The organism is Paraburkholderia sp. 22098, assembly GCF_052045935.1.
Taxonomy (GTDB): domain Bacteria; phylum Pseudomonadota; class Gammaproteobacteria; order Burkholderiales; family Burkholderiaceae; genus Paraburkholderia; species Paraburkholderia caledonica.
The window spans coordinates 357,371-377,723 of record NZ_JBQEPV010000002.1 but is presented as its reverse complement, the minus strand read 5'-3'; the positions used below and the strand labels follow the sequence as shown (position 1 = coordinate 377,723).

The window sequence follows — 20,353 nt, the reverse complement described above, 5'->3', positions numbered from 1 at the left end:
TTCGGTTACGTCAGGCGCTGCGCGACTCGGGTTCGTCGTCGGTCAGAATGCCTGCGTCCTGTGCAGCATCGCGACGATCTTCCTGATCGCCGCGCGCCGCCGTGGTCGAGTTCGGTTCGGCGGCGTGCTCCGTATCGCGGAGTACGCCCGAACCGTGCGCGGGTATTGCCGGATCGGCCTGGGAGACCGGATCTTGATTCACTTCAGACTCTGCGGCACCGGATAGCGGTGCAACGTTTGCCGCTTCGGTAGGCGTCGGCGTAGCCACCTCGCCCGGTTCGCCCGCCGTTTCAGGCGCTGCCTTTAATTCGGGTGTGACGTGGTCAACGCTCTCGTAGCTGTCGACGCTCGCGGTTCTCTCAGCCGCCGCTTCCAGCCGCTCAGCGGGATCCAGCTGCACGCCATCGACATGTTGCGCTTCGTGTGCCTCACCGTTTTCCGCAGCGATTTCCGTTCCTGCCGCCAGATCCGCACCGCTTGCTGCTTCTGCGCCGGTCACCTCAGGCTGTTCGAGCGCGATGTGCTCGCTCGCTTCGTTCGACGCCGGTGTCTCCGCGGATTCGACGTCGGAAAACTCGATTGCATGCTGGCCCAGCAGATCCGCATTCAGTTGCGCCGACGGGTCGGCGAGCGGTGGCAACTCGTCTAGCGCCCGCAGACCGAGGTCGTCGAGGAACTGGCGCGTTGTCGCGTACAGCGCGGGACGTCCCGGCACGTCGCGATGCCCGATCACCTCGATCCAGCCACGGTCTTCGAGCTGCTTCACGACCTGCGTGTTCACCGTGACGCCGCGAATCTCTTCGATGTCGCCGCGCGTAACCGGTTGCCTGTACGCAATGATCGCGAGCGTTTCGAGCACCGCGCGCGAGTATTTCGGCGGTTTCTCGGGATGCAAACGATCCAGATACGAACGCATCGCGGGCTTGCTTTGAAACCGCCAGCCCGACGCCAGCCCGACCAACTCCACACCGCGCCCCGACCAATCCTGTTTCAGGTCTTCGAGCAAAGTCCTAACGGTGTCTGCCGACACGCCGTCGGCAAAGAGCTTGCGCAAATCGCCGAGTTTTAACGGCTCCTGCGCGCAGATCAAGGCTGTCTCGAGGACGATCTTCGCCTCTTGGGTATTCATGCAGCTAGGTCAGACCCTGTGGTCAAAGAACCGGATCAAACAGACGATGTGGAACTGAAGACGCGCTCGCCCGATTCTGATCGGTCATATTGATGGGAGCACGCACCGGGGGGAGGCGAAACAGACTATCGAGCCAAACCCAGCCGGACGGAGCAGCGATATTCCGGACAGGAATCGCGTGACTGAGCGCCATATTACGCAAAAACAATCGGTGCGTAAAGCCGAACCCAAGGACAAAATGCCCGCCGCGTCGGCGCGTAATGCATGAGCCGACGCCTGCCTGCGCAACGCGCCTGCATTTGCCGGAGTGCGCTTGCCGTCGAGGTTCTTCCGCGCGCCACGCGCAGACTACGACGTTCGATGCAATGTCAGAAACCGCTTCAGGCGCTCGACGCCGGCGTCGAGCCGCGCCACGTCGCACGCGTAGCACCAGCGCAGGAACCCCTCGCCCTGCGGACCGAATGCGCTGCCCGGCGCGAGCCCCAAGCCCACTTCCCGTACCATGGCTTTGCAGAGTTCCAGACTGCGCGAGGCGCCCGTCATCGAGAAAAAGAGATACATGGCGCCGGCGGGCGCCTTGACGTCGATGCCGGGCACGGCCGACAACGCCCGCACGAGATGGTCGCGCGACGCCTTCAATTCGCGCACCAGTTCCTGCGTGAAACGCTCGCCCTGCTCGACTGCAACGATTCCCGCCTGCTGCACGAAAGCCGGCGCGCACGACGTGTTGTACTCCACCAGCTTGCCCAGATCGTCCATCAGGCTCACCGGTGCGACAATCCAGCCGAGCCGCCAGCCGGTCATCAGCCACGCCTTTGAAAACGAGTTCACGCAGATCACGCGCTCGTCGCGCGTGGCGAGATCGAGAAACGACGGTGCGGTGCGCGCGCCCACTGCGCTTTCGCCGTCGTCGGAATGGTCCGGATAATAGAGACGCTCGTAGACTTCGTCTGCGACGATCCAGATACCGTGCTGTCGGCAATGTGCGAGCACCGCCTGCTGCTGCTCACGGGTCATTACCCAGCCGGTCGGGTTGTTCGGTGAGTTGACGAGCAGCATGCGGGTGTCGGGCGTGAGCGCTGCCAGCAATTGCTCCACGTCGAGCTGCCAGCCATGTTCGCCGTAGTCGAGCGAGACTGTTTCGACATGCGCGCCGAGAATTTTCGGAATTTCGACGAGATTCGGCCACAGCGGCGTGACAGCGACCACCCGGTCGCCAGCACCCACCACCAGTTGGGCCGCGAGCATCAGCGCGTTCACGCCCGCGCTCGTCACGGCGATATGGTCCGGCGTCGTCTTGCCGTGAAGTTCGCTCACGTAGTCCGCGAGCGCCGAGCGCAGCGGCGCAATGCCGAGATTGTGCGTGTAGAACGTCGCGCCCGCGGACAGCGCGGCGCTTGCGGCGTCGCGGATGAAGGCCGGCGTCACGCGGTCGGATTCTCCGAACCAGAAAGGCAGCACGTCGGCGACGCCAAAGCCGGCGTTGGCCACTTCACGGATCTGCGAGGGACGCAGCGCGCGCACCGCATCGCGCGCGTTAGGGACGGATGGCACGGAGAATTCCGATTCGCTCATCGAGGCTTCCAGGTGATGTCGAGATAGATAAGGGCTAAGCAAAGGGCTAAGCGTCAACGGGAATGTCAGCTAGAGCGCTCCGGGCGGGCACAACCGGCAGCGAGCGCAGACGGGAGTTTAGCCTGGCGTCCAGCGTCCAGACGCCGAGCCACGCACACGTCGCGGGCACCGAGCCACGAAGGCGACGGTCACGAGCATCCGAGATTCGTGCCGCCGCAAGCCTCGAAAGGGTGCTGTCCATTGATCAAATCAGGTCAGATCCTCGGCCCGCGCCGGTAATTCGCGGATCAAATCCCATACTGCCTCAGCTGCCGGCGACAACGAGCGATCGCGACGCCGCACCAGTTCGACCGTGCGCTCAGCCCGCGGCACCAGGGGCCGCGCGGCCAGTGCGGCGCCCGCGGGCAACGGCAACGCGAGCCATGGCAATACGCTCACGCCAATGCCCGCCTCGACGAGCCCAAAAACCGTCGCGGAATGCCCCAGTTCCTGCACCACGTTGGCGTTCACACCGTACTCGTGCATGACGGCATCGATGATCGGCCGGCTGCCGGACGCGTAATCGAGCATGACGAGCGGCTGGCCCTCGAGATCGGCCCAGCCTATTTCCTTCTGCCGCGCGAGCGGATGATCGTCGCGACACACGAGGCAGAAAGAGTCGGTCATGAGCGATTCGCTCAACAGATCGTCGGCGGAAAACGGACCGATGACCATGCCGAAATCCACCTCTCCGGATTTGACCTTGCGCACGACGTCGCTTTGCACGTCGTCGCGCAAGCCGAGCGCAATGTGCGGAAAGCGCTCGCTGCACGACGCCAGCACGCCAGGCATCAGCCGGCACGCGACGGTCGGACTTGCGGCCACGACGACGCGCCCACGACGCTGCTCGCCGATTTCACGAATTTCGCGCAATGCGTCGTCCAGGTCGATCAGAAGACGCGATACGCTCGCGACCAGATTGCCGCCCACGTCGGTGAGCTGCACCTCGCGGGTTGTCCGGTCGATCAGTTTCAGGCCGATTTCCCCTTCCAGTTCACGCACACAACGGCTCACCGCGGATTGCGTCAAGCCGATCTCATCGCCCGCGCGACTAAAGCTCTGCAGGCGCGCGACCTCGATGAAAACCCTTAGCTGGCGCAGCGTGACATTCATTTAGTCGGCTCATCAATGGCATTGTTTGATGCGCATTGTACCCGTCCGTGGCCGCCCAGCACCCCATTTCACGACACCGCTGCAATGCAGCAATAAGGCGCAAACGCACGCGCTGCGGGCCTGGCTGCACAAGATTGGTGATTGTCCCGATTTGCGAGATGGGTTTTTTGGATTCTCATACGGCCCTAGCTAGCGCCCGCGCTGGCCCGCTGTCACGGGGCTTTCAGGCGGTTGGACTCAACTTGGCACACATCCTGCATTTACATGCTCACAGGGTCGGCGCCATGACTTCTGACTGCATAGCAGACCGTGGCAAACCCGACCCCCTTGGCACTCGCCTATCGAGTGCGTGGAGAGTGCGCGGCGCGGGGCAGCGCACCGGAGTTAGCTTCGCTGAGGTGAAACATGATGCTGTTCGACGATTTGAGAGACAACGAGTGGGCGCTGGTCGAGGCGTTGTTCTGTGCGGAGCCTGCACGGAGCGAGCGTCGCGGTCGACCGCGCGTCGAAGCGCGCGCCGTCGTCAACGCCGTGCTGTGGGTGCTGTCGACAGGCGAAGGCTGGTCCAAACTGCCGGGCCGCTATCCGTCGCCGCCGACCTGCCGCCGCCGTTTCGACGAGTGGCAAGCCGATGGTACGCTCGCCGAAATAGTTAAGCGACTGGGCACGAGCGGACGCGAAATCTCGCTGCGCGGACGCATTGGCGCGACCGCGGCGAAGCCGCCGGCACCGCCGAGCCGTGACCGTCTGCGCGGCGCATTCTGGACCAATCCGGAATCGTGGCGCGCGCCGGTCAAGATGGCTTAAGCGAAATCGTCTGTCTCCGGGCGCCTGCGGGCGCCCGAAGCATATCTGGAACCGCCCGGCGACTGCCCGGCGGGTTTCTTCGACGGCCTCGGTTCGGCGGCTTCATTCACGACGATAGTGCTTCGGACGGTTTGCGTTCCGGTAGCTTCGTTGCGGGGACTTCGGTTCCGACGGCTTCATTGCCGGCAGGCTGACTGCCGACATTGCATTAGGACGGCTGTTCGAGCCGGCCTGGTACCACGGCTTCACTTCGTGCGGCGTCGCTCGGCTCCGCGTTTCAGCGACTCCTTCCGCCGACCCTTTTCGCACGCCTCTTCACGACAGCTGCGACAGGCTCCCCTTCCCTTGGCAAAACACTAGCGCGACGAGCGAGCTTCCACTGCCGTTGCGACCACCTGTTCGACTCCGCCTGCGCCTGCCTCAGACGTCCGAACCAACTCGGGAGTTGCGGATGAAACATCCATTTACCATTACTTACAGCGCGCTTTCGTCTGCGGACATACCTTATGGGTATGCAAACATGCCTGGTATGCACGGGGCTTGGACGGGAGCTCAGCATGAAACCAATGTCACTGCTTTTGTGCGGCATTGTGCTTTCATCAATGGCCGCATCGACGCTCGCGCAAGAACGCCCGCAAGGTTGGAATTGGCGCCCTGATCGGACGGCTTCGATGGAGGCATGGCAGCAAAGCGCTGCGCGTAGCCGCGAGTTCACGCCGCCCACGCCGCGGGGCGACTTGCGCGGCGATATCGCGAGCAATGTGCGCGCGCGGCCTGAAGCGCCGCACGGTGAACCGTCGCGCCGCCGTTAGGTCGCGGCGTGCGCGGCGCGCCAGCGAGCGCACAAGTGAAAGCGAAGGCGCCGCGAATGGACAGCGAATATCGGGGAACCACGGCTCGCGTCACCGGTCTGACTTAACGCCATTAGCACAGCGTGGCAGCAGTAATTCCGGTACGCCCGTATCTTCGTGATACGGGCTTTTTTTTGCTCGCGCCGGATCTGCGCTTGCAAGCGCGGAATGGTTGAGGATTCAAGGAAGACGTGACAGGTCTCCGTCCGCGTGGCGCGGCCGGAGACCGGAAGCATAGGAGGCCGACTAGAACGTGTAGCCGCGCAGGCCAACAAGCCATTCGGTCAACAGGGACGTTATGGCCATGAAGGATCGTAGAGGCCTGCTCCAGCTGCGCTGAACAGCTACGTGCGAGCTTCGAGCGGCATCGGGGAACGGCTTTCTACTGCGGCAAGAACGTAGTCGTTCATGCGCTGCGCGGTCCAGGTGAGAAGGCCCTCGTCGTGTGAGAGCCGGGCGAATTCTGCGCGGCCTCGCTCTGTGAGGACGGCAATGTCGACAGGGGCATGAAAGCCCGGCGCCGGCGCGACAGTGCGCTGCCGAACTGTGTCCATGAGGCCTAGCGCGCGAAGATATTGGAAGACGCCGGGCCGTCTGGCCCATGGCACCTGGCGATATTGCGCTCGCCGCAGCGCTTCGAGTACCGCTTCGTTGGAATACGTGGTCATCTCACTTCTTTCTTAAAGTGCAGCTATGACACATCTATGCCAACACGTCACCGCGCCACCAGTGACGCGCCTGGCACCCGCCCGTGGCTGGAAGCTGGCCGCAAGTGCTACGGCCGAATTCCGCCAGGTGCTGCCTTGGTCTTGATTCGGAACCCCCGTCAGAACGGCATGTTAGCGTTCTACCTGCGAGCCGACGATGCAACCGCTGCGGCGCGATAGCAGGCTCGAAGATTTAATCCCGAAAGACATACGTTACCCCATCTAAATTGATTCTATTCATTTTATTAGCGCTTTTTTTTGCAGCAATCGTGATATGGAAGCGCGCTCGACGCCCTCTCGCCTTTTGCACAATTGCCTTTTTCTGGCTGGTTTCGGCCGGGTGGCTAACAGCACCCTTACTGCGCCTCGCCCAGCCGCAGGCGCAAACCAGCACGCCCGCACAGTTCGCCCCGCGCACCGCGATCATCCTGCTCGGCGGCGGCACCGTGTACAACCGCGACAAGGTGCTCGTGCCGCCGCGCGACGTGATGACGCGCATCGACGTCAGCGCTAAGAACTACGCGGCGTGCAAGCGCGCCGCAAGCGTCTGCAGCGTGATTATTAGCGGCGGCAATCCGCAGCGGCATCCCGCGACGGAAGCCGACACCTACCTGCCGTACCTGCTACGCGAACAGGTGCCGCGCTCTGACATCGTGCTGGAAAACCGTAGCCGGACGACCTACGAAAATGCGCGCAACGTATCCGCTATTGTCGGCCAGTCACGTTACGATTCCTTGATACTCGTCACTTCGGCGTACCACATGCCGCGCGCGATGCTCGACTTCCAGCATTTCGGCCTCTTTCCACAGCCGCTGATCTCCAGCTCGCGCCGCGCCCATCTCGGCCTGCTGCCGCGCTACTCCAACCTGGTGAACGCGGAGATCGCGCTACACGAGCTTATCGGCATTGCGCAATATCACGTGTACAGCGCCATTGGTCTTTTCTGACGCGAGGTGCTTGCCGATCTGCCCCGCGACGAGAACACCGCGAAGCGTCGAGCGCATATCCAGGCGCTATGCATACGCGTCAAGTAACAAGATGTAAGCCCGCGCGTTCGCGGTTACAAAGCACCCCGCTGGAGCGCATATTGCTGACTAGAATGAACTGTCCTTCCCATGGACAGACACGTACCTGGGTCCACAACCACTCTGCGGAGGTAGCAATGAAGAAAGTGTCCCTCGCGATCCTGATTTCCCTCGGTGCCGTAACCGGCGCGGCTTACGCGCAGGAAAGCGGCGTGACGATGAGCACCGACCCGGCACGGGCAGCCGACGTCGAGCAGCGCGCGCAGGAATTGCAAAATCGCCCGCAAACCATGGAAAGCGCGCCTGCACCCATGAAGCATCACAAGAGCTCGCCGCATCACAAGAAAGGCATGAAGTCCGACGCGTCGAGTTCGTAAGCGGTCGTCTGACACGCCGGCAGCCGGCGCTTTCTGGCGCACGGGGTGAGTGCACCTGCGGCCTCGCCGCGAAGGTGAAAAAGCCGAAGCCGGCATCGCCGGTTTCGGCTTTTTTATTGTCTGATGCACCGGCCGGCGCGCGATGCCCGGTATGCTAAAGTCGCGCACCGACCGGCGCCGTGCCGGAATCTAACCGTGCGCACCCTGGTGCGGAGGACAGCATGAGCAACATCCAGCTTGATATCGAATGGACCGAAGCAGCATCCCGCAAAATTGAAAAACTGATGCCGCGCGGCGGTCAGGAAGCGTTCCTTGCGCTGCCTCCCGTCGAATGCCTGCCGATGGAAGGCGACGTGCTGTTTCTCGGCCCGGACGGCAAGCAGCAACCGTTTATCGTCGCCGAGCGCCAATATCATCACGACGGCGAAGCGGACTGGACCATCATCCTGATTCTCGACGTGCCGCAAGCCACGCATTAACGTCGACGGCGAGCGTCGCTCGGGCCTCTACCGGCCCGGCAATCACTCGCCGTACGAACGTGTCGCGCCCTGACAATCTGCGGGTGCGCGGAAGACTTACAGAATCTTCGTCACAACGCGAATTTCCGCGTGTTCCACCCAGTCCGCCACTGCCGCCTTGTAGGCCGTGATGTGCGCGGATCTGGCGTGCGCGGCCAGCGCCTCCTGACTTTCCCAACGCTCGAAAAATACGAAGCGGCGCGGCTCCTGAACGTCGCGATGCAAGTCGTACTGAAGCGCGCCCTGCTCGTTGCGCGTCGGTCCGACAATACCTTCGAGCGCCTCGCGCAACTGCTCTTCATAGCCAGGTTTCGCCACTGAAATTGCGACCACCGCGATTTCCGACATCCTTTCTCTCCATCTCACGAAAAGCAGCAGCATACCCGCCGCTCGCCGGTGCTGCAGGCGACCCCGCAACGTGCACCGCGTGCGATCAAGGAACAGCCCAGGAACACCCGCGCCCGAATCGGTTCAATATGCAATAAGCATCAGGAACTGAAGTTTGGCGGGCATACACGGCCCGCCCTGCTACCCTCGGCTCATGCAAGCTCTCGAATGCCGGATGGCCGTCGGTCCGGATTGACGCGAGGCGGCACAGCCCGGAACGGCGGCGAGCCAAACCCGACGCCGCGGCCTGCGTAATCGGCGAGTGGCCACGTGATCTCACAGGTGGCCTGGCTGGTTCGCTCCTCTGTGACAGCCCGCACATTCATGCAATTTGCAAGCTGCTAGACTCATTTTGACCACTCCGCGGAGTTCGCATGGCTGGCACTGCTCTCAGCGTTCCAGGGTTCGTCCCACTGCGCGGTGCGGGCGTCCGCGTTGAGTATTACGTTGCGCATCCGCTGTGCGCCGAGTCTGCGTGCGCACCCCGTCACCCGATTGCCGCGATGCCACCATGTCCGCTCTCTCGCCCGTATTTATGCCATCCGTCAGCGACGTCAGTCTGAGCGGCCTGCTTCCTCATCTGGTCCGGGACGAATCGGGCTGGACCGCAACGTGGCGCGCGCTCACGCTGCATAGCGTGTTTCAGCCGGTGCTGTCGGTCACGCATCAGTGCGTGGTCGGCTACGAGGCACTGCTGCGCGCATTCGATCCGGTCGGCCTGCCCGTTTCGCCCGAGGTTCTCTTTTCGGGCACCCGCTCGGCGGCCGACGCCCGCGAACTCGACCGCATCGCGCGTTGCCTGCACGTCGCCAATTTCATGGAGCAAGGCATCAGTAGCGGATGGCTGTTCCTCAATACGCGGCCGCAGGTGTTCGAGACCGGCTGGCCGCAGCGCACTTTCATCGACGAGTTGTCCGCGCACTTCGGCCTGCCGCAGGAACGTATCGTGATCGAAGTGCTCGAGCAGCCCGCCGACGACGAGTCCGCCGTCGCCAGCATGCTGGCCGCATCGCAGCCTCGCGATTTTCTGATCGCGATCGACGACTTCGGCACCGGCTTCTCGAACTTCGACCGCGTGTGGCGCTTCCGGCCGGACATCGTCAAGCTCGACCGCTCGCTCGTTGCGCGAGCCGGCAAACGCGAAGGCGACGACTCGATGATCGGCCATCTGATCGCGATGCTGCATCAGTCCGGCACGCTGGTGCTCGCCGAAGGCGTCGAAACGGACGAGGAACTGATGATCCTGATGCAGGCCGACGTCGATTTCGTCCAGGGTTTCTGGCTCGGCCAACCCAATGGTTCGGTCGAGGCGGCCATTGCGAGAGTGCCGGCGCAGATCGAGTCGATGTGGGGCAAGTTCGCGGAATACGAGCGCGCGCATGCGCGTCACAAGCAACTCGGCTTCGAAGGCTTCGCCGAAGCGGTCATGGCCGCCGCCGAGGCTTACCGGACGACGGGCGACCTGCAGCAGGCCGCGCACAACGTGTGGCACCTGGGCGAGGCGCGCCGGGTGTTCATCACCGACGAGCACGGTCAGCAGACCCAGGCATCCGTCACCGCCGCCTTCGTGCCGCCGCCGCCCCAGCGGCTCGCACCGATCGCGAGCAGCGCTTGCAGCAACTGGTCGCGGCGCGCCTATCTCAAGCACGCGCTGGCCGCACGCGGACGCGTCGCGATGATGGGTCCGCACTACTCGCTCGCGGACGGCGAAGACTGCTATACCGCGGCGCTCGCCTTCGACCGCGACGGCAAGACGCACGTGCTGTGCGTCGACTTCGTGCCGACGATGCCGGCCGGTCCCGCAATAGGGTTGCGCGCGGGCGGACGGCCTCGTTAGTCGTCCACGCGGCTGCGGCCCGATTTGATCTCGCTGCGCCTTAGCTTGCTCTCGAGACGCCGTACATTCGATGCGCGTGTCGGCCGCGTCGCAACGCGCGGCTTGCGCGTCACGCTGACGCTTTCCACGAGTTCATCGAGCCGCGCGAGCGCCGCCGCCCGATTCAGTTCCTGAGTCCGGTGTTCCTGCGCCTTGATGACCACCACGCCCTCACGCGTGATCCTGCGATCGGATAACGCGAGCAGGCGCATCTTGAGCACTTCGGGCAACGACGAAGCGCGCACGTCGAAGCGCAGCTGGATCGCGCTCGACACCTTGTTGACGTTCTGACCGCCCGCTCCTTGCGCACGTACTGCGGTCAGTTCGATCTCGTTCGGCGGAATGAAATAGCGGGATGTCATGACGCTAGATTGAAGAAAACACTCAAATGTGGATGGCGGGGAGCGGCGCAACCTTTGCGCTCTGGCGCGCGATTCGGGAGGTGCCGGGGCATCTGCAGCATCGGCTAGCGCAGCCCGAACGGTGCGGCGTGAACGGACAGACGCATGTCCCGCGCCTGGCTGGCGATGCAGCGCTCGCCGGCAGTATCGCGATTCATTGGCTAACGGCCGCGCGACGCCTCCTCGATTCTCGCGGCAAGACCGGAGTCTCGCTGTGTCGGCGTGGCGATGGCCTGAGCTAGCACCGCGCTAGCACCGATCACTTCGACGCGCTCGCGAGCGCGGCTGATCGCCGTATAAACCAGCTCGCGCGACAACACCCTGCTGAACGTGGACGGCAGCATCAACACCGCATGCTCGAACTCCGAGCCTTGCGACTTGTGCACGGTCAGCGCGAACGCGGTGTCGTGCGGCGGCAGCGCGGCCGGCGACACCGCGCGCAGACCGCCGTCCGCGGTCCGGAAATAGACGCGCAGCGCGCCGCCCGTTCCGGGCAGCGCGATTCCGATATCGCCATTGAAGAGCCCCAGCGCGTAGTCGTTGCGTGTGACCATCACCGGCCGCCCGGCGAACCACTGCGCGCCGACGGCAAGCGTTACGCCGGCCGAGCGCCGCACCTGCGCGGCCATTAGCGCGTTCACCTGATCGACGCCGCGCGGTCCCAAGCGGGTCGCGCATAGAACCCGGAAGCGATTCAACGCGTCGAATAACGGCAGCGGGTCCGGAGTTTCCGCGGAGAGCGCTGCGGCAAGCGCATTGGCATAAGGTGCGAAGCCGGCCGCGAGGCGCTCGACAGTGCGTTCGGCCAGCGCAACATGGGCGTCTTCGTAAAGCGACGCGGAGTGTTGGGTGGCATCGTCGAGCAGCACATCGAGCGCCGCGCTTGCCGCGCCGTTGCGAATCGCCAGCGACAAACGGCCAATCGGCGATTCCAGCCCGAATCGATAATTTCGCTCCAGCCAGACGACGCAATCCGCGAGTGGGCTTTGCGACTCGTGGCCAGGCATTCCGAATCGCGCACTGGCGGCTGATGCATCGGCGCCGTATGGATCTGCGCTGCGAGGGTCGGCGACGTTGCTGACTGAGTTGCTGACTGAGTTGCTCGCTGAGTTGCTGGCGACGTTGCCTGCCACGTCCGGCGCGGCGAACAGGTCGTCGGGCGGTGCATCGAAAAGGCCCGACCCGTAATGCGCCGAACGATCAGCTTGCCGAAGGCGCTCCGTCTCTTCGTCGACGTCTTCGGCCAGTCGTGGCAGCGACCGCGCGAGTCGCGCCTCGCCGATGCCGAGCGCACCGGCGATTCGCTTCACGCCCTGCGCGCTGAACGCCGGCCGCGCGCTGAGTTCGGCGAACACAGCGCCGGCCTCTACCGCTGCGAGCTGATCTTTATCGCCAAGCATCACGAGCCGCGTGTGCGGTGCAATGGCGTCGAGCAGATGGGCAGCCATCGCGACGTCGATCATGGATGCTTCATCGATCACGACCACGTCATAAGGCAGAGGATTATCCCGATGATGCCGGAAGCGCCCGCCGGGCCCTGAGCCGAGCAGACGATGCAGCGTGTACGAAGTTTGCGGCAAACGCGCGGCGAGTTCAGGCGGCAAATCTCCGGCGCGCGCCAGCAGCGCTTCCTGCATGCGTTGCGCCGCCTTGCCGGTGGGCGCCGCGAGCGCGATTCGCAGATCGGCGCGCGCGTCGAGCAGGCACGCGAGCACGCCGACCACAGTTGTAGTCTTGCCTGTGCCCGGGCCGCCGCTAACGATGGTGAGACGCCCCGACAATGCCATGACAGCGGCCACGCGCTGCCAGTCGACTTGGTCGTCTTTGGGGGGGCCGAAGTAGCGCACGAGCCGTTGATAGAGGGCTTGGGCGGTGTCGGCGTTCGCGCTCGTATCGACGGCGGCCTCACTATCGAAGGCCGTGCCCTTTTCCCCGCCGGCTCGGCCGCGAACGCTTGCTGGCAACGTGCCGGCGGCATGCTCCGCCGCGCTAATAACGCCCCGTCCGCTATGCAACCCACCCGCACGCATCGGTGCACCCGCATGCGCGACCAGCGCCCGCGCGAGACGCCGCTCGTACTCGTAGTAACGCGCGAGGTACAACCGCCCTTGCGCGTCAATCACCAAAGGACGTAGTGCGGACGCCGCTTGCGACCCGTCGCTCGCCATGCCGCTCGCAAACAAGGCCATCCGCACTTCGGCCGTGGACGCCTCGAACCGACGCGCGAGCGCGGCCAGTGGTACGCACACGTGCCCTTCCGCGGTCGCGCGGCTCGCCGCGAATGCCGCGCGCGCTGCCCATCTGACGGCTTCCGTCGACGCCCCGCCGCGTCGCGCCAGGACACCGATGCGCCGGGCGAAGCCTTCCGCCAGCGCAATGCTGAAGTCCGCCGGCGCGGGCAGATTGACACCGAGATCGTCGAGTTGAAGCGGCGCCGACACAGTCTGATTAAACGTGCTCATGCGGCACCTCCGATCATCGCCGCATCGAGCAGCGCAACGAGTTCGAACGCAGGCCGCCTCACGTGCACACCGGCTTGGGATTCCGTGTCGCGCCAATGCGGACGAACGCCCCGCACAAACAGATACAGATAGCCGCCGATATGCGTCTCGTACGAATAATCGCGCACGCGAGTCTTCAGATAACGATGCAGCGCGACCGTATAAAGCAGCGCCTGCAGGTGATAGGCATGGCTCGCCATCGCCGCTTCGACCGGTGCGGCGGCGTAATCGTGCTCGGTATCGCCGAGATGGTTGGATTTCCAGTCGACAATCCAGAACCGCCCGTCGTGCTCGACGATCATGTCGATGAATCCTTTGACGAAACCTCGCAGCACACCGGGCTCGAGCGCGACGTCCGGATAGCCGTGTGCGACCAGCAATTCGCGCAGCGCGGCGAAGTCGAGCGACGGTGCCGCGAACAGGAATTCGAGTTCGTTCAGGCGCCGCCGCGGATCGAGTCGCGCCAGCGTCATGCCGGGCACGAGTTCGGTGCTGACGACATCTGCGAGAAGTTTGTGCATCATCGCCGGCAAACGCGGAGCAAGCTCTGGCGACGCCGGTGCGGGACGCTCGTGCAACGCGCCGCGTATCGCATCCGGCCAGCTTTGCGGATCGCTGAAATCCGCGAGTTCGAACATTCGATGCAGGCATTCGCCCGCCGCGGCTCCGCGCGGAAACGCGAGAATGTCGTCGGCGGCAAGGGACTGCGCCTCCAGCGCCGGCTCGGACACCGTGACCGGCGTGGCCACGAGCGCATCGGCGATTTCATCGTGATCGGGCCGCACTTCTTCCACCGGCGGCTGCGCGTCTTCGGCCTTACTGCCCGCGACAATCAGACCGCTGAAGCTCGCCATGCGCCACTGATCGCGCAAGGGCCGGCGATTGCTGCGCGCGCGCTTGTCAGCGCTGCTTTCATGCATGCTTTCGAGCGGCGTGCGGCGCTCGACCTTCGGCAACGGTTGCAATGCGATCGGACCACCCGCCAGCGCTTGCCAGCGCGCGGACAACGCGGCCTCGTCGGGCGGCTCGGCGAGCCAGCCGTCGAACTCGTAGCCACCGCCCGCCACCAGCCAGTTCAGCACGCTGCGTCGCGACTCTTTCGTGGAGCGCGACGACAGGTACGTGCCCGCGACGAGATAACAGCGGTACACGGCGCGAGTCAGCGCAACGTAGACGAGCCGCGCCCGTTCGGCCGCCTGCTCGCGCGCCGCATGACGGGTCGCGCGTTCGGCCTCGTCGTCGTCACAACCGTAGTGCAGCACCGCGTCGCCGCTGGCATCGTGATACTCGCGTGCGTCCGGTAAGCCCGACGACGGCGGCTCGCGCAAGCCGCCGTCGTTCAGGAACGGACAGAACACGACCGCGTATTCCAGCCCCTTAGACTTGTGCACGGTAACGATCTGCACGAGATTGCGGTCCGACTCCAGCCGCAGTTGCGCCTCCTCGCCGCCGCCTTGGGTGCGCTGCGCGGCGAGCCAGCGCAACGTCGGCGCAATGCCCGGCTGCGAGGCCGCCCGCGCCTGCACGAGTTCGGCAAGGTGATTGACGTTGGTAAGACGCCGCTCGCCGTCCGGCGCTGCCACGAGCCGTTGCGCGACGCGCAGTTCGCGCATCAGGGTGCGCCACATGACGGCAAAGCCGCGCTCATGCCAGAGCGTGCGGTAGCGCGAAAAACGTTCGACCCAGCCCATTGCGTCCGCCGCGTGCGCGGGATCGTCGGCGACAGCGGGTGCGTCGGCGACCTGTTCCAGACGCCACAGCGCCGCGGCGTCCAGACCAAGCCAATCGGTCGCAAGCGCGGCGCGCAAGCGGCGCAGGTCGCCAGGCGTATCGACGGCTGCGAGAACCCGCTCGATCTGCTCTGCGTCGAGCGTCGCGAACACCGAGGCCTGCGCGAGTTCCACACTGCCGACGCCCCATGCCGCCAGCACGCGTTTGATCAGACTGCCCTGCTTGTGCGTCTGCACGAGCACCGCAATGTTGCCGGGCGCGAGCGGCGCGTCGCCGATCGTGACGGTGCCTTCGCGAGCACCGCGCAGGAGCCGCACGATCTCGGCCGCGCACGCTTCACTCGCTTCGCGCTGGGCCTGGCGTTTGGTCAATGCGCTCTCGCCTTGCGGCAACGTCCAGACGCGGAAATCGCCAGCCTCGGCGTCCGGGTCCGACAACGGCGGCCTGCGCCGTTCGCCGGCTCGCACCGGTTGATAGTCGAGGCCGTCGAGCACGAACGCCTGTGGGTTTGCCTCGAAGACCCGATTGCAAGCTTCGACGATCGGCGCCGTCGAGCGCTGGTTGACGGCAAGCGTGTAGCGCGCCGAAGCCGACGCGCGCGCTGCCAGATAAGTATGCAAATCCGCCGCGCGAAAACTGTAGATGGCCTGCTTTGGATCGCCGACCAGAAAGAGCGGACCTGCCGGCGCAAAAATACGGCTGAAGATTGCGAACTGCAGCGGATCGGTGTCCTGGAACTCGTCGATCAACGCAGCGGGATAACGTGCTCGCAGCGCATCGGCGAGCCACGGATGCGCTGCGAGCGCGCGGTAGAGATTGGACAGCAGATCGTCGAACGAAACGACGCGGCGCGTGCGCTTGCGCGCCACCAGTTCGGCGGGCGCATAGTCGAGCCATGTCTGCATCAACGCAAGCCAGCGCACGCGTTGCGCCGCTTCGGCCGCAACCACAGCTGCCGCCAGCGCTTCCGCATGCTCGAAGAACGCATGCTCCGGCGGTTCGAACTTGACCTTGGTGGCTTTCTTCAACGCGGAAGCCGTCAATTTAAGCGCAGCCCGCGGCGGCGGCGCATGGCAATCGCCCTGCGCGAAGTACTCGGTCCAGGCGGCGATCGCGGCGCTCACATGATCGGGCTTATGCGTGGTCTTGCTCAAACGGTCTTGCGCCTGTTCGAGCAGCGCCATGATCGCATCGCGCTCCGCATGCCACAGTTCGCATGCAGCGTCGAAGCCGGCTCGCGGATCGGCGCTCGCCTCGGCGTCTATCACGCCCCAACGCAGTTGCGCCAACGGCTTTTTGAGGCGCCGCGCGAGTTGTTCGTCGAGCGACGCCGGGCCGGCTCGCTTCGCCACCAGCCAGGCCGCGAACGCCGGATGCGCATGCGCGACAGGCTCGACCTGCTCGCGCCAGAAATCGGCCGCCAATTCGAAGCGCAAAGCGGCGTCGTCGGCTTCCATTTCGAACGCGAACGGCATTGCAGCAGCGAACGGAGCTTCCTGCAACGCCCGTTGGCAAAACGCGTGGATCGTGTGAATCGCCGCCTGATCGAATGTGCGCAGCGCTCGACGCACCACCTTCAACGCCGCTTCACGGTCGATGCCACGCTCCGGGGCGAGCGTCGTTTCGAAGAGGCGGCGAATGAACGGATCGCCTCCGTCGTCGTCCACTTCAATCGCGCGGTGCAACTCGGCGAGCCGCCCGCGAATGCGCTCGTGCAGTTCGGCGGTCGCGGCCTTCGTAAAGGTCACGACGAGAATCTGGTCAGCGTTCAGATTCTTCTCAAGCAGCAACCTCACGTAGAGCGCGCAGATGTTCCACGTCTTGCCCGTACCTGCCGACGCCTCTATCTGATTAACGCCGTCGAGCGAACACGCAAATACATCGAGCTCTTCAGCGGCTAGCGCATGACGATGCAGCGCGCCGCTCATGACACGCTCCGCAGATGCTGCAGCAACGGCTTGAAAACGATCGACGCGAGGCTGCCAAACGGTTCGTCGAGCGTAAGCGGCGTTCCTCGCAGGGCGATGCGCAATGCAGGGTCGTCGGACTCGCCGCGCACGCGGTCGTTGATCCATACGCCCTGCGCCGCCGAATCGCTTTCGCTCACCTTCGCCCACGCGCTCTTCGGGAAAAAACGCAGCGGCAGCCTGCGCCCCGACCTGAACAGCGCGGCGAGCGGCGCGAGTTCTTCGAGCGGGGCAGCGACGGGCGCGAGCTCGAAGCTCTCACCGCTGCCGTGCCAGACAGTGCGACGCGGACCGTCGGGCAGCGCCGCGCAATAGGCGAGATGCGCGAGCCATGCAGAAAGATAGTCGCGTGCAGTAGGTTTGGCGTAGCGAAAAATCACTTGTCCGGTTTCAGTCAGCAGATTCAACGTGCCGTGCAGTTGCAGCGGCGTCAGCGCGGCCTCGCGAAGCTCCGCGTCATGAACGCCGAAAAGCTCGCCCGCAATGTCCGCGTTATCGGGCCAACGCGGCGCGATGTCGAGCACGAACGGCAAGCGTTCGACGCCCGATGCCACCTCGCGGCGCACACTGTCGGCGAGCTGGCGCAACGCGCCCAGTTCTCGCGCGCGCCACACGGCGCCGGTCGCGCCGCCGGGCAACTCGGGACTCGCCTCGGCCACGCGCCGAACGCGGTCGAACATGAGATCGTCGTCTTCTATGTCAGCGTCGAGCAGCACGGGCAACAGGCGCCCGGCCAATGCATCGCGTCCTGTGTAATCGAGTTCGAACGGCTCGGTGTCGAGCAATTCGCCTTGGGCGTCCGACAACACAATGCCGAGGCGGTCACGCAGCAGCGCGCGCGCCGGATGACGCCAGAAGCGCACGAACTCGTCGAATCCGACGGGCGCGGCATCTTCAGCGGGCAACGGGTGATCGAAAAATGGCGCGGCGGTTCGCTGCTGCGGCGCCGCTAGCAAGGTGGCAAGTTCCGCGCGATCGGCGTCGTAGGTAAACAGATCGGGCTGCGCGGTGAAGTACTCCGACGCAAACGCCTGCAACGGGTGATCGACGATAAACGCCTGGCGCGCTTCTTGAAGTTGCGCGGGACTTGCGCCCTCGCCCGCCGACACCTGCGCGAGGTGGTCGAGCAGTTCGTCGACGAGAGCGGCCGGCGGCAACGGTGCATTGTCGCGGATGCTGCGGCCGGTATAAGCGATAAAGAGCCGGCTGCGCGCGGCGAGCAGCAGATCGAGAAAGAGATTGCGCTCGTCGTCGCGGCGCTGCCGGTCGCCGGCTTTGCCGAACGCGGCCATCAGATCGAATTCGTCCGCACGGGCGAGGCTCGGCAATACGCCGTCGTCCATGCCGAGCAGACAGACCACGCGGTACGGCAAACCGCGCAAGCTCGTCAGCGACGAAAACGTCACGCTTCCCCAAGGCACGCCGCCGCGCGCGGGGTCGTCGAGTGCTTCGGTGAGCGCAACGCGCACGACTGCCGCGGGCATCGCGACGTCATGCGCGCCCGCCTGCATGGCGTCGCTCATCTTGTCGATCGCGTCGCGCACGGCGGCGAGCGACTCCGCGAATTCGACGCCGCCGTCGAAACACTGAGCAAGCGTTTCGAGCAGCAATTGAGTCCATTCGGCCGGAGTCTGTTCCGTCGCGCAGCGCACCGCGAAACTGTCGATGTCGTCGACGAAACGCGACAGGCGGCCGAGCAACTCCGCGTCTGAACCGTCGGCGCCCTCGACGGGCAGCCACGCGTCGACCGGCTCCCCGCCCTCCGGCATCGCATAGCCGAGATACAGACGGGTGAGCGCATCCGCGAAGGTATGTCGCGCGACCGGCACGTGTTCGCCGCTCGGCTCCGCAGGCGATAGTCCGCGACGCGCGCCGGCCGCCGCGAGCCATTCCTGCGCGGCTTCCAGCGAGCTCGCATCGATGCCGTAACGAACGGCGACCGCGTCGACGCGCAGCCATTCGATCAGGTCCGGTGCACCGACGCTGCGCTCGGGCAAAGCCAGCCAGTCGAGCACGAGGCGCGCGACGGGATTGGCCTGCGAAGGCGGTAAGCCGGTGATCCGATATGGAATGCGGCGCGTATCGCCACTGGGTGTAGTGCCGAACACCGCGTCGATCAACGGACCGGCAGCGGCCAGATCGGACACGGCGACGAGCACGTCGGACGGTTGCAGATCGTCGAATTCGTCGAACCAGCCGAGCAGCCGGTCGTGCAGCACTTCGAGCTGCCGCGACAGGCTGTGACACACGTGAACTTCAATGCCGCGCTCGTACGGCAACTCGTCGGCTTCGGTCTCCGGGCGCAGATCGAGAATGCCGTTTTGCACGGCGGCAAGCCAGCTCGGTTCCGGATTCTCAGAGAACTCGCCGGTCTCGCCGGAAGCCGCGCTTTCGGTGAGTTCGTGCAGCATATGCAACTGCGCCTGAGTTTGACGACCCCACTCCGCAAGCAGCGGATGACCGACTTCCTGATAGTCAAGCTGTCCTGCCGCGTCGAGCGCCTGAACGCGGCCTTCGCTCACCACGTCGAACCAGAATTCGCGGCAGGGGTTCATGACGTAGAGACGCACGTCGACCCAACGCGACAGCGCACGCAGCAATGCGACGTGCAGCGGCGGCATGGTGGGCAGCGCGAAAACGCTCACCGCTTCCGGCCAGTTTGCTTTTGCAATGGCGTCCAGGTCGAGCGTACCGATCTCATCGAGAAAACGGTATGCGGGCGGCAACGCGGCGTCGGGCGTTTGTTCGTTGCCGGCAAGTTCGGTCAGCACAGCGCGCCACAATGCGGCTTGCCAACGTTCGTCCTCGCGCGCCGCATCGCTCGCGCCGACGAGTCGCGGGCCTGTGTCGTCCGCCCCGCCGCCTGCGAAGATGGAGCCGCCCTTCTGCCATTGCAGCAGCCATTCCGGACGATAGGTCAGATAGTGGTCGAGCACGGTTGCCACACGCCGCGCCAGTTCGTAGCGCATCGACGGATCCGCGGCATCGAGATAGGTGCGAAGACGCGGCGACGCGTTCCACGGCAGAGACCCGTGCGCATCGCCCAGCAGGCGATAACAGCGCCACACGAGCCTGTCCGGCGCGAACGGCGAATGGCGCGGCACTTCGATCACGCCACCGATTTGCGCCCACAACCATTGCGCGAGATAGCCGAAGCTCACGTTCGCGCAGACGCCCTGGCGCGCGGCGATATCGAGTTCGAGCCTGCGCCGCACAGCGGCGCTCGGGACGATCACCGGCTGCGCGGTCCAGGCGTCGGACGGCGCTTGCGCGAGGTCGTCGAGCAGCGCGCCGACAAGCGTTTGATAGCGGTTCGAGTAGAAGAGCTGGAGCATGGATCCCGGACAAG

14 protein-coding genes and 1 pseudogene are annotated in these 20,353 nt (G+C 64.8%); 6 read left to right on the top strand and 9 right to left on the bottom strand.

Annotated features, from left to right (window positions below; translation table 11 throughout):
* Positions 1-10 precede the first annotated feature (10 nt).
* From scpB to ACTJLB_RS05070, 3 genes are all read right to left on the bottom strand, one after another.
* Positions 11-1,129, bottom strand: coding sequence for an SMC-Scp complex subunit ScpB (gene scpB / locus ACTJLB_RS05080; RefSeq protein ID WP_087752124.1), 1,119 nt, complete (start codon positions 1,127-1,129; stop codon positions 11-13).
* Positions 1,130-1,477: 348 nt separating this feature from the next.
* Positions 1,478-2,704, bottom strand: a complete 1,227-nt coding sequence (locus ACTJLB_RS05075) for a pyridoxal phosphate-dependent aminotransferase (RefSeq protein ID WP_440782659.1) — start codon at positions 2,702-2,704, stop codon at positions 1,478-1,480.
* 249 nt (positions 2,705-2,953) lie between these two features.
* On the bottom strand, positions 2,954-3,856 hold the full coding sequence (locus tag ACTJLB_RS05070) for a LysR family transcriptional regulator (protein ID WP_392393387.1): 903 nt from the start codon (positions 3,854-3,856) through the stop codon (positions 2,954-2,956).
* Positions 3,857-4,264: 408 nt separating this feature from the next.
* Between ACTJLB_RS05070 and ACTJLB_RS05065 the strand changes: the two are divergent.
* A pseudogene (locus ACTJLB_RS05065) lies at positions 4,265-4,660 on the top strand (transposase); the annotation flags it as partial.
* A gap of 560 nt (positions 4,661-5,220) precedes the next feature.
* Positions 5,221-5,475, top strand: a complete 255-nt coding sequence (locus ACTJLB_RS05060; protein ID WP_027777281.1) for a hypothetical protein — start codon at positions 5,221-5,223, stop codon at positions 5,473-5,475.
* A 383-nt stretch (positions 5,476-5,858) separates the two neighbouring features.
* On the opposite strand, the gene ACTJLB_RS05055 is transcribed toward ACTJLB_RS05060, so the two are convergent.
* Positions 5,859-6,182 carry a hypothetical protein gene (locus ACTJLB_RS05055; protein WP_027777282.1) on the bottom strand — a complete coding sequence of 108 codons (324 nt, stop codon included), beginning with the start codon at positions 6,180-6,182 and terminating at the stop codon, positions 5,859-5,861.
* A 308-nt stretch (positions 6,183-6,490) separates the two neighbouring features.
* Here ACTJLB_RS05055 and ACTJLB_RS05050 point away from each other — a divergent pair, with 308 nt between their 5' ends.
* From ACTJLB_RS05050 to ACTJLB_RS05040, 3 genes are all read left to right on the top strand, one after another.
* Positions 6,491-7,168: a YdcF family protein gene (locus ACTJLB_RS05050; protein WP_027804961.1), complete on the top strand. Its 678-nt coding sequence runs from the start codon at positions 6,491-6,493 to the stop codon at positions 7,166-7,168.
* 215 nt (positions 7,169-7,383) lie between these two features.
* Positions 7,384-7,623 carry a hypothetical protein gene (locus ACTJLB_RS05045; RefSeq protein ID WP_020070107.1) on the top strand — a complete coding sequence of 80 codons (240 nt, stop codon included), beginning with the start codon at positions 7,384-7,386 and terminating at the stop codon, positions 7,621-7,623.
* 221 nt (positions 7,624-7,844) lie between these two features.
* Complete coding sequence (locus ACTJLB_RS05040) at positions 7,845-8,102, top strand: hypothetical protein (RefSeq protein ID WP_006052974.1); 258 nt, start codon at positions 7,845-7,847, stop codon at positions 8,100-8,102.
* Between the two features lie 96 nt (positions 8,103-8,198).
* Here ACTJLB_RS05040 and ACTJLB_RS05035 read toward each other — a convergent pair whose 3' ends face one another.
* On the bottom strand, positions 8,199-8,489 hold the full coding sequence (locus ACTJLB_RS05035) for a putative quinol monooxygenase (RefSeq protein WP_020070105.1): 291 nt from the start codon (positions 8,487-8,489) through the stop codon (positions 8,199-8,201).
* A gap of 550 nt (positions 8,490-9,039) precedes the next feature.
* On the opposite strand from ACTJLB_RS05035, the gene ACTJLB_RS05030 reads away from it, so the two are divergent.
* Complete coding sequence (locus tag ACTJLB_RS05030) at positions 9,040-10,365, top strand: EAL domain-containing protein (protein ID WP_020070104.1); 1,326 nt, start codon at positions 9,040-9,042, stop codon at positions 10,363-10,365.
* On the opposite strand, the gene arfB is transcribed toward ACTJLB_RS05030, so the two are convergent.
* The 4 genes from arfB to recC all read right to left on the bottom strand — a co-directional run bounded on the left by arfB (position 10,362) and on the right by recC (position 20,339).
* Positions 10,362-10,766 (bottom strand): alternative ribosome rescue aminoacyl-tRNA hydrolase ArfB, encoded by a 405-nt coding sequence (gene arfB / locus ACTJLB_RS05025; protein ID WP_020070103.1) that lies wholly within the window; start codon positions 10,764-10,766, stop codon positions 10,362-10,364. The two genes, ACTJLB_RS05030 and arfB, sit on opposite strands and share 4 nt — an antisense overlap.
* Positions 10,767-10,966: 200 nt before the next feature.
* Entirely contained in the window at positions 10,967-13,267 is a 2,301-nt protein-coding gene (locus ACTJLB_RS05020; protein ID WP_440782658.1) for an AAA family ATPase, read from the bottom strand.
* Positions 13,264-16,965 carry an exodeoxyribonuclease V subunit beta gene (gene recB / locus ACTJLB_RS05015; protein WP_440782657.1) on the bottom strand — a complete coding sequence of 1,234 codons (3,702 nt, stop codon included), beginning with the start codon at positions 16,963-16,965 and terminating at the stop codon, positions 13,264-13,266. The genes ACTJLB_RS05020 and recB overlap by 4 nt, the downstream gene beginning before the upstream one ends.
* On the bottom strand, positions 16,962-20,339 hold the full coding sequence (recC, locus tag ACTJLB_RS05010) for an exodeoxyribonuclease V subunit gamma (RefSeq protein WP_440782656.1): 3,378 nt from the start codon (positions 20,337-20,339) through the stop codon (positions 16,962-16,964). Before recC ends, recB begins: the two co-directional genes overlap by 4 nt.
* Positions 20,340-20,353: the final 14 nt, after the last annotated feature.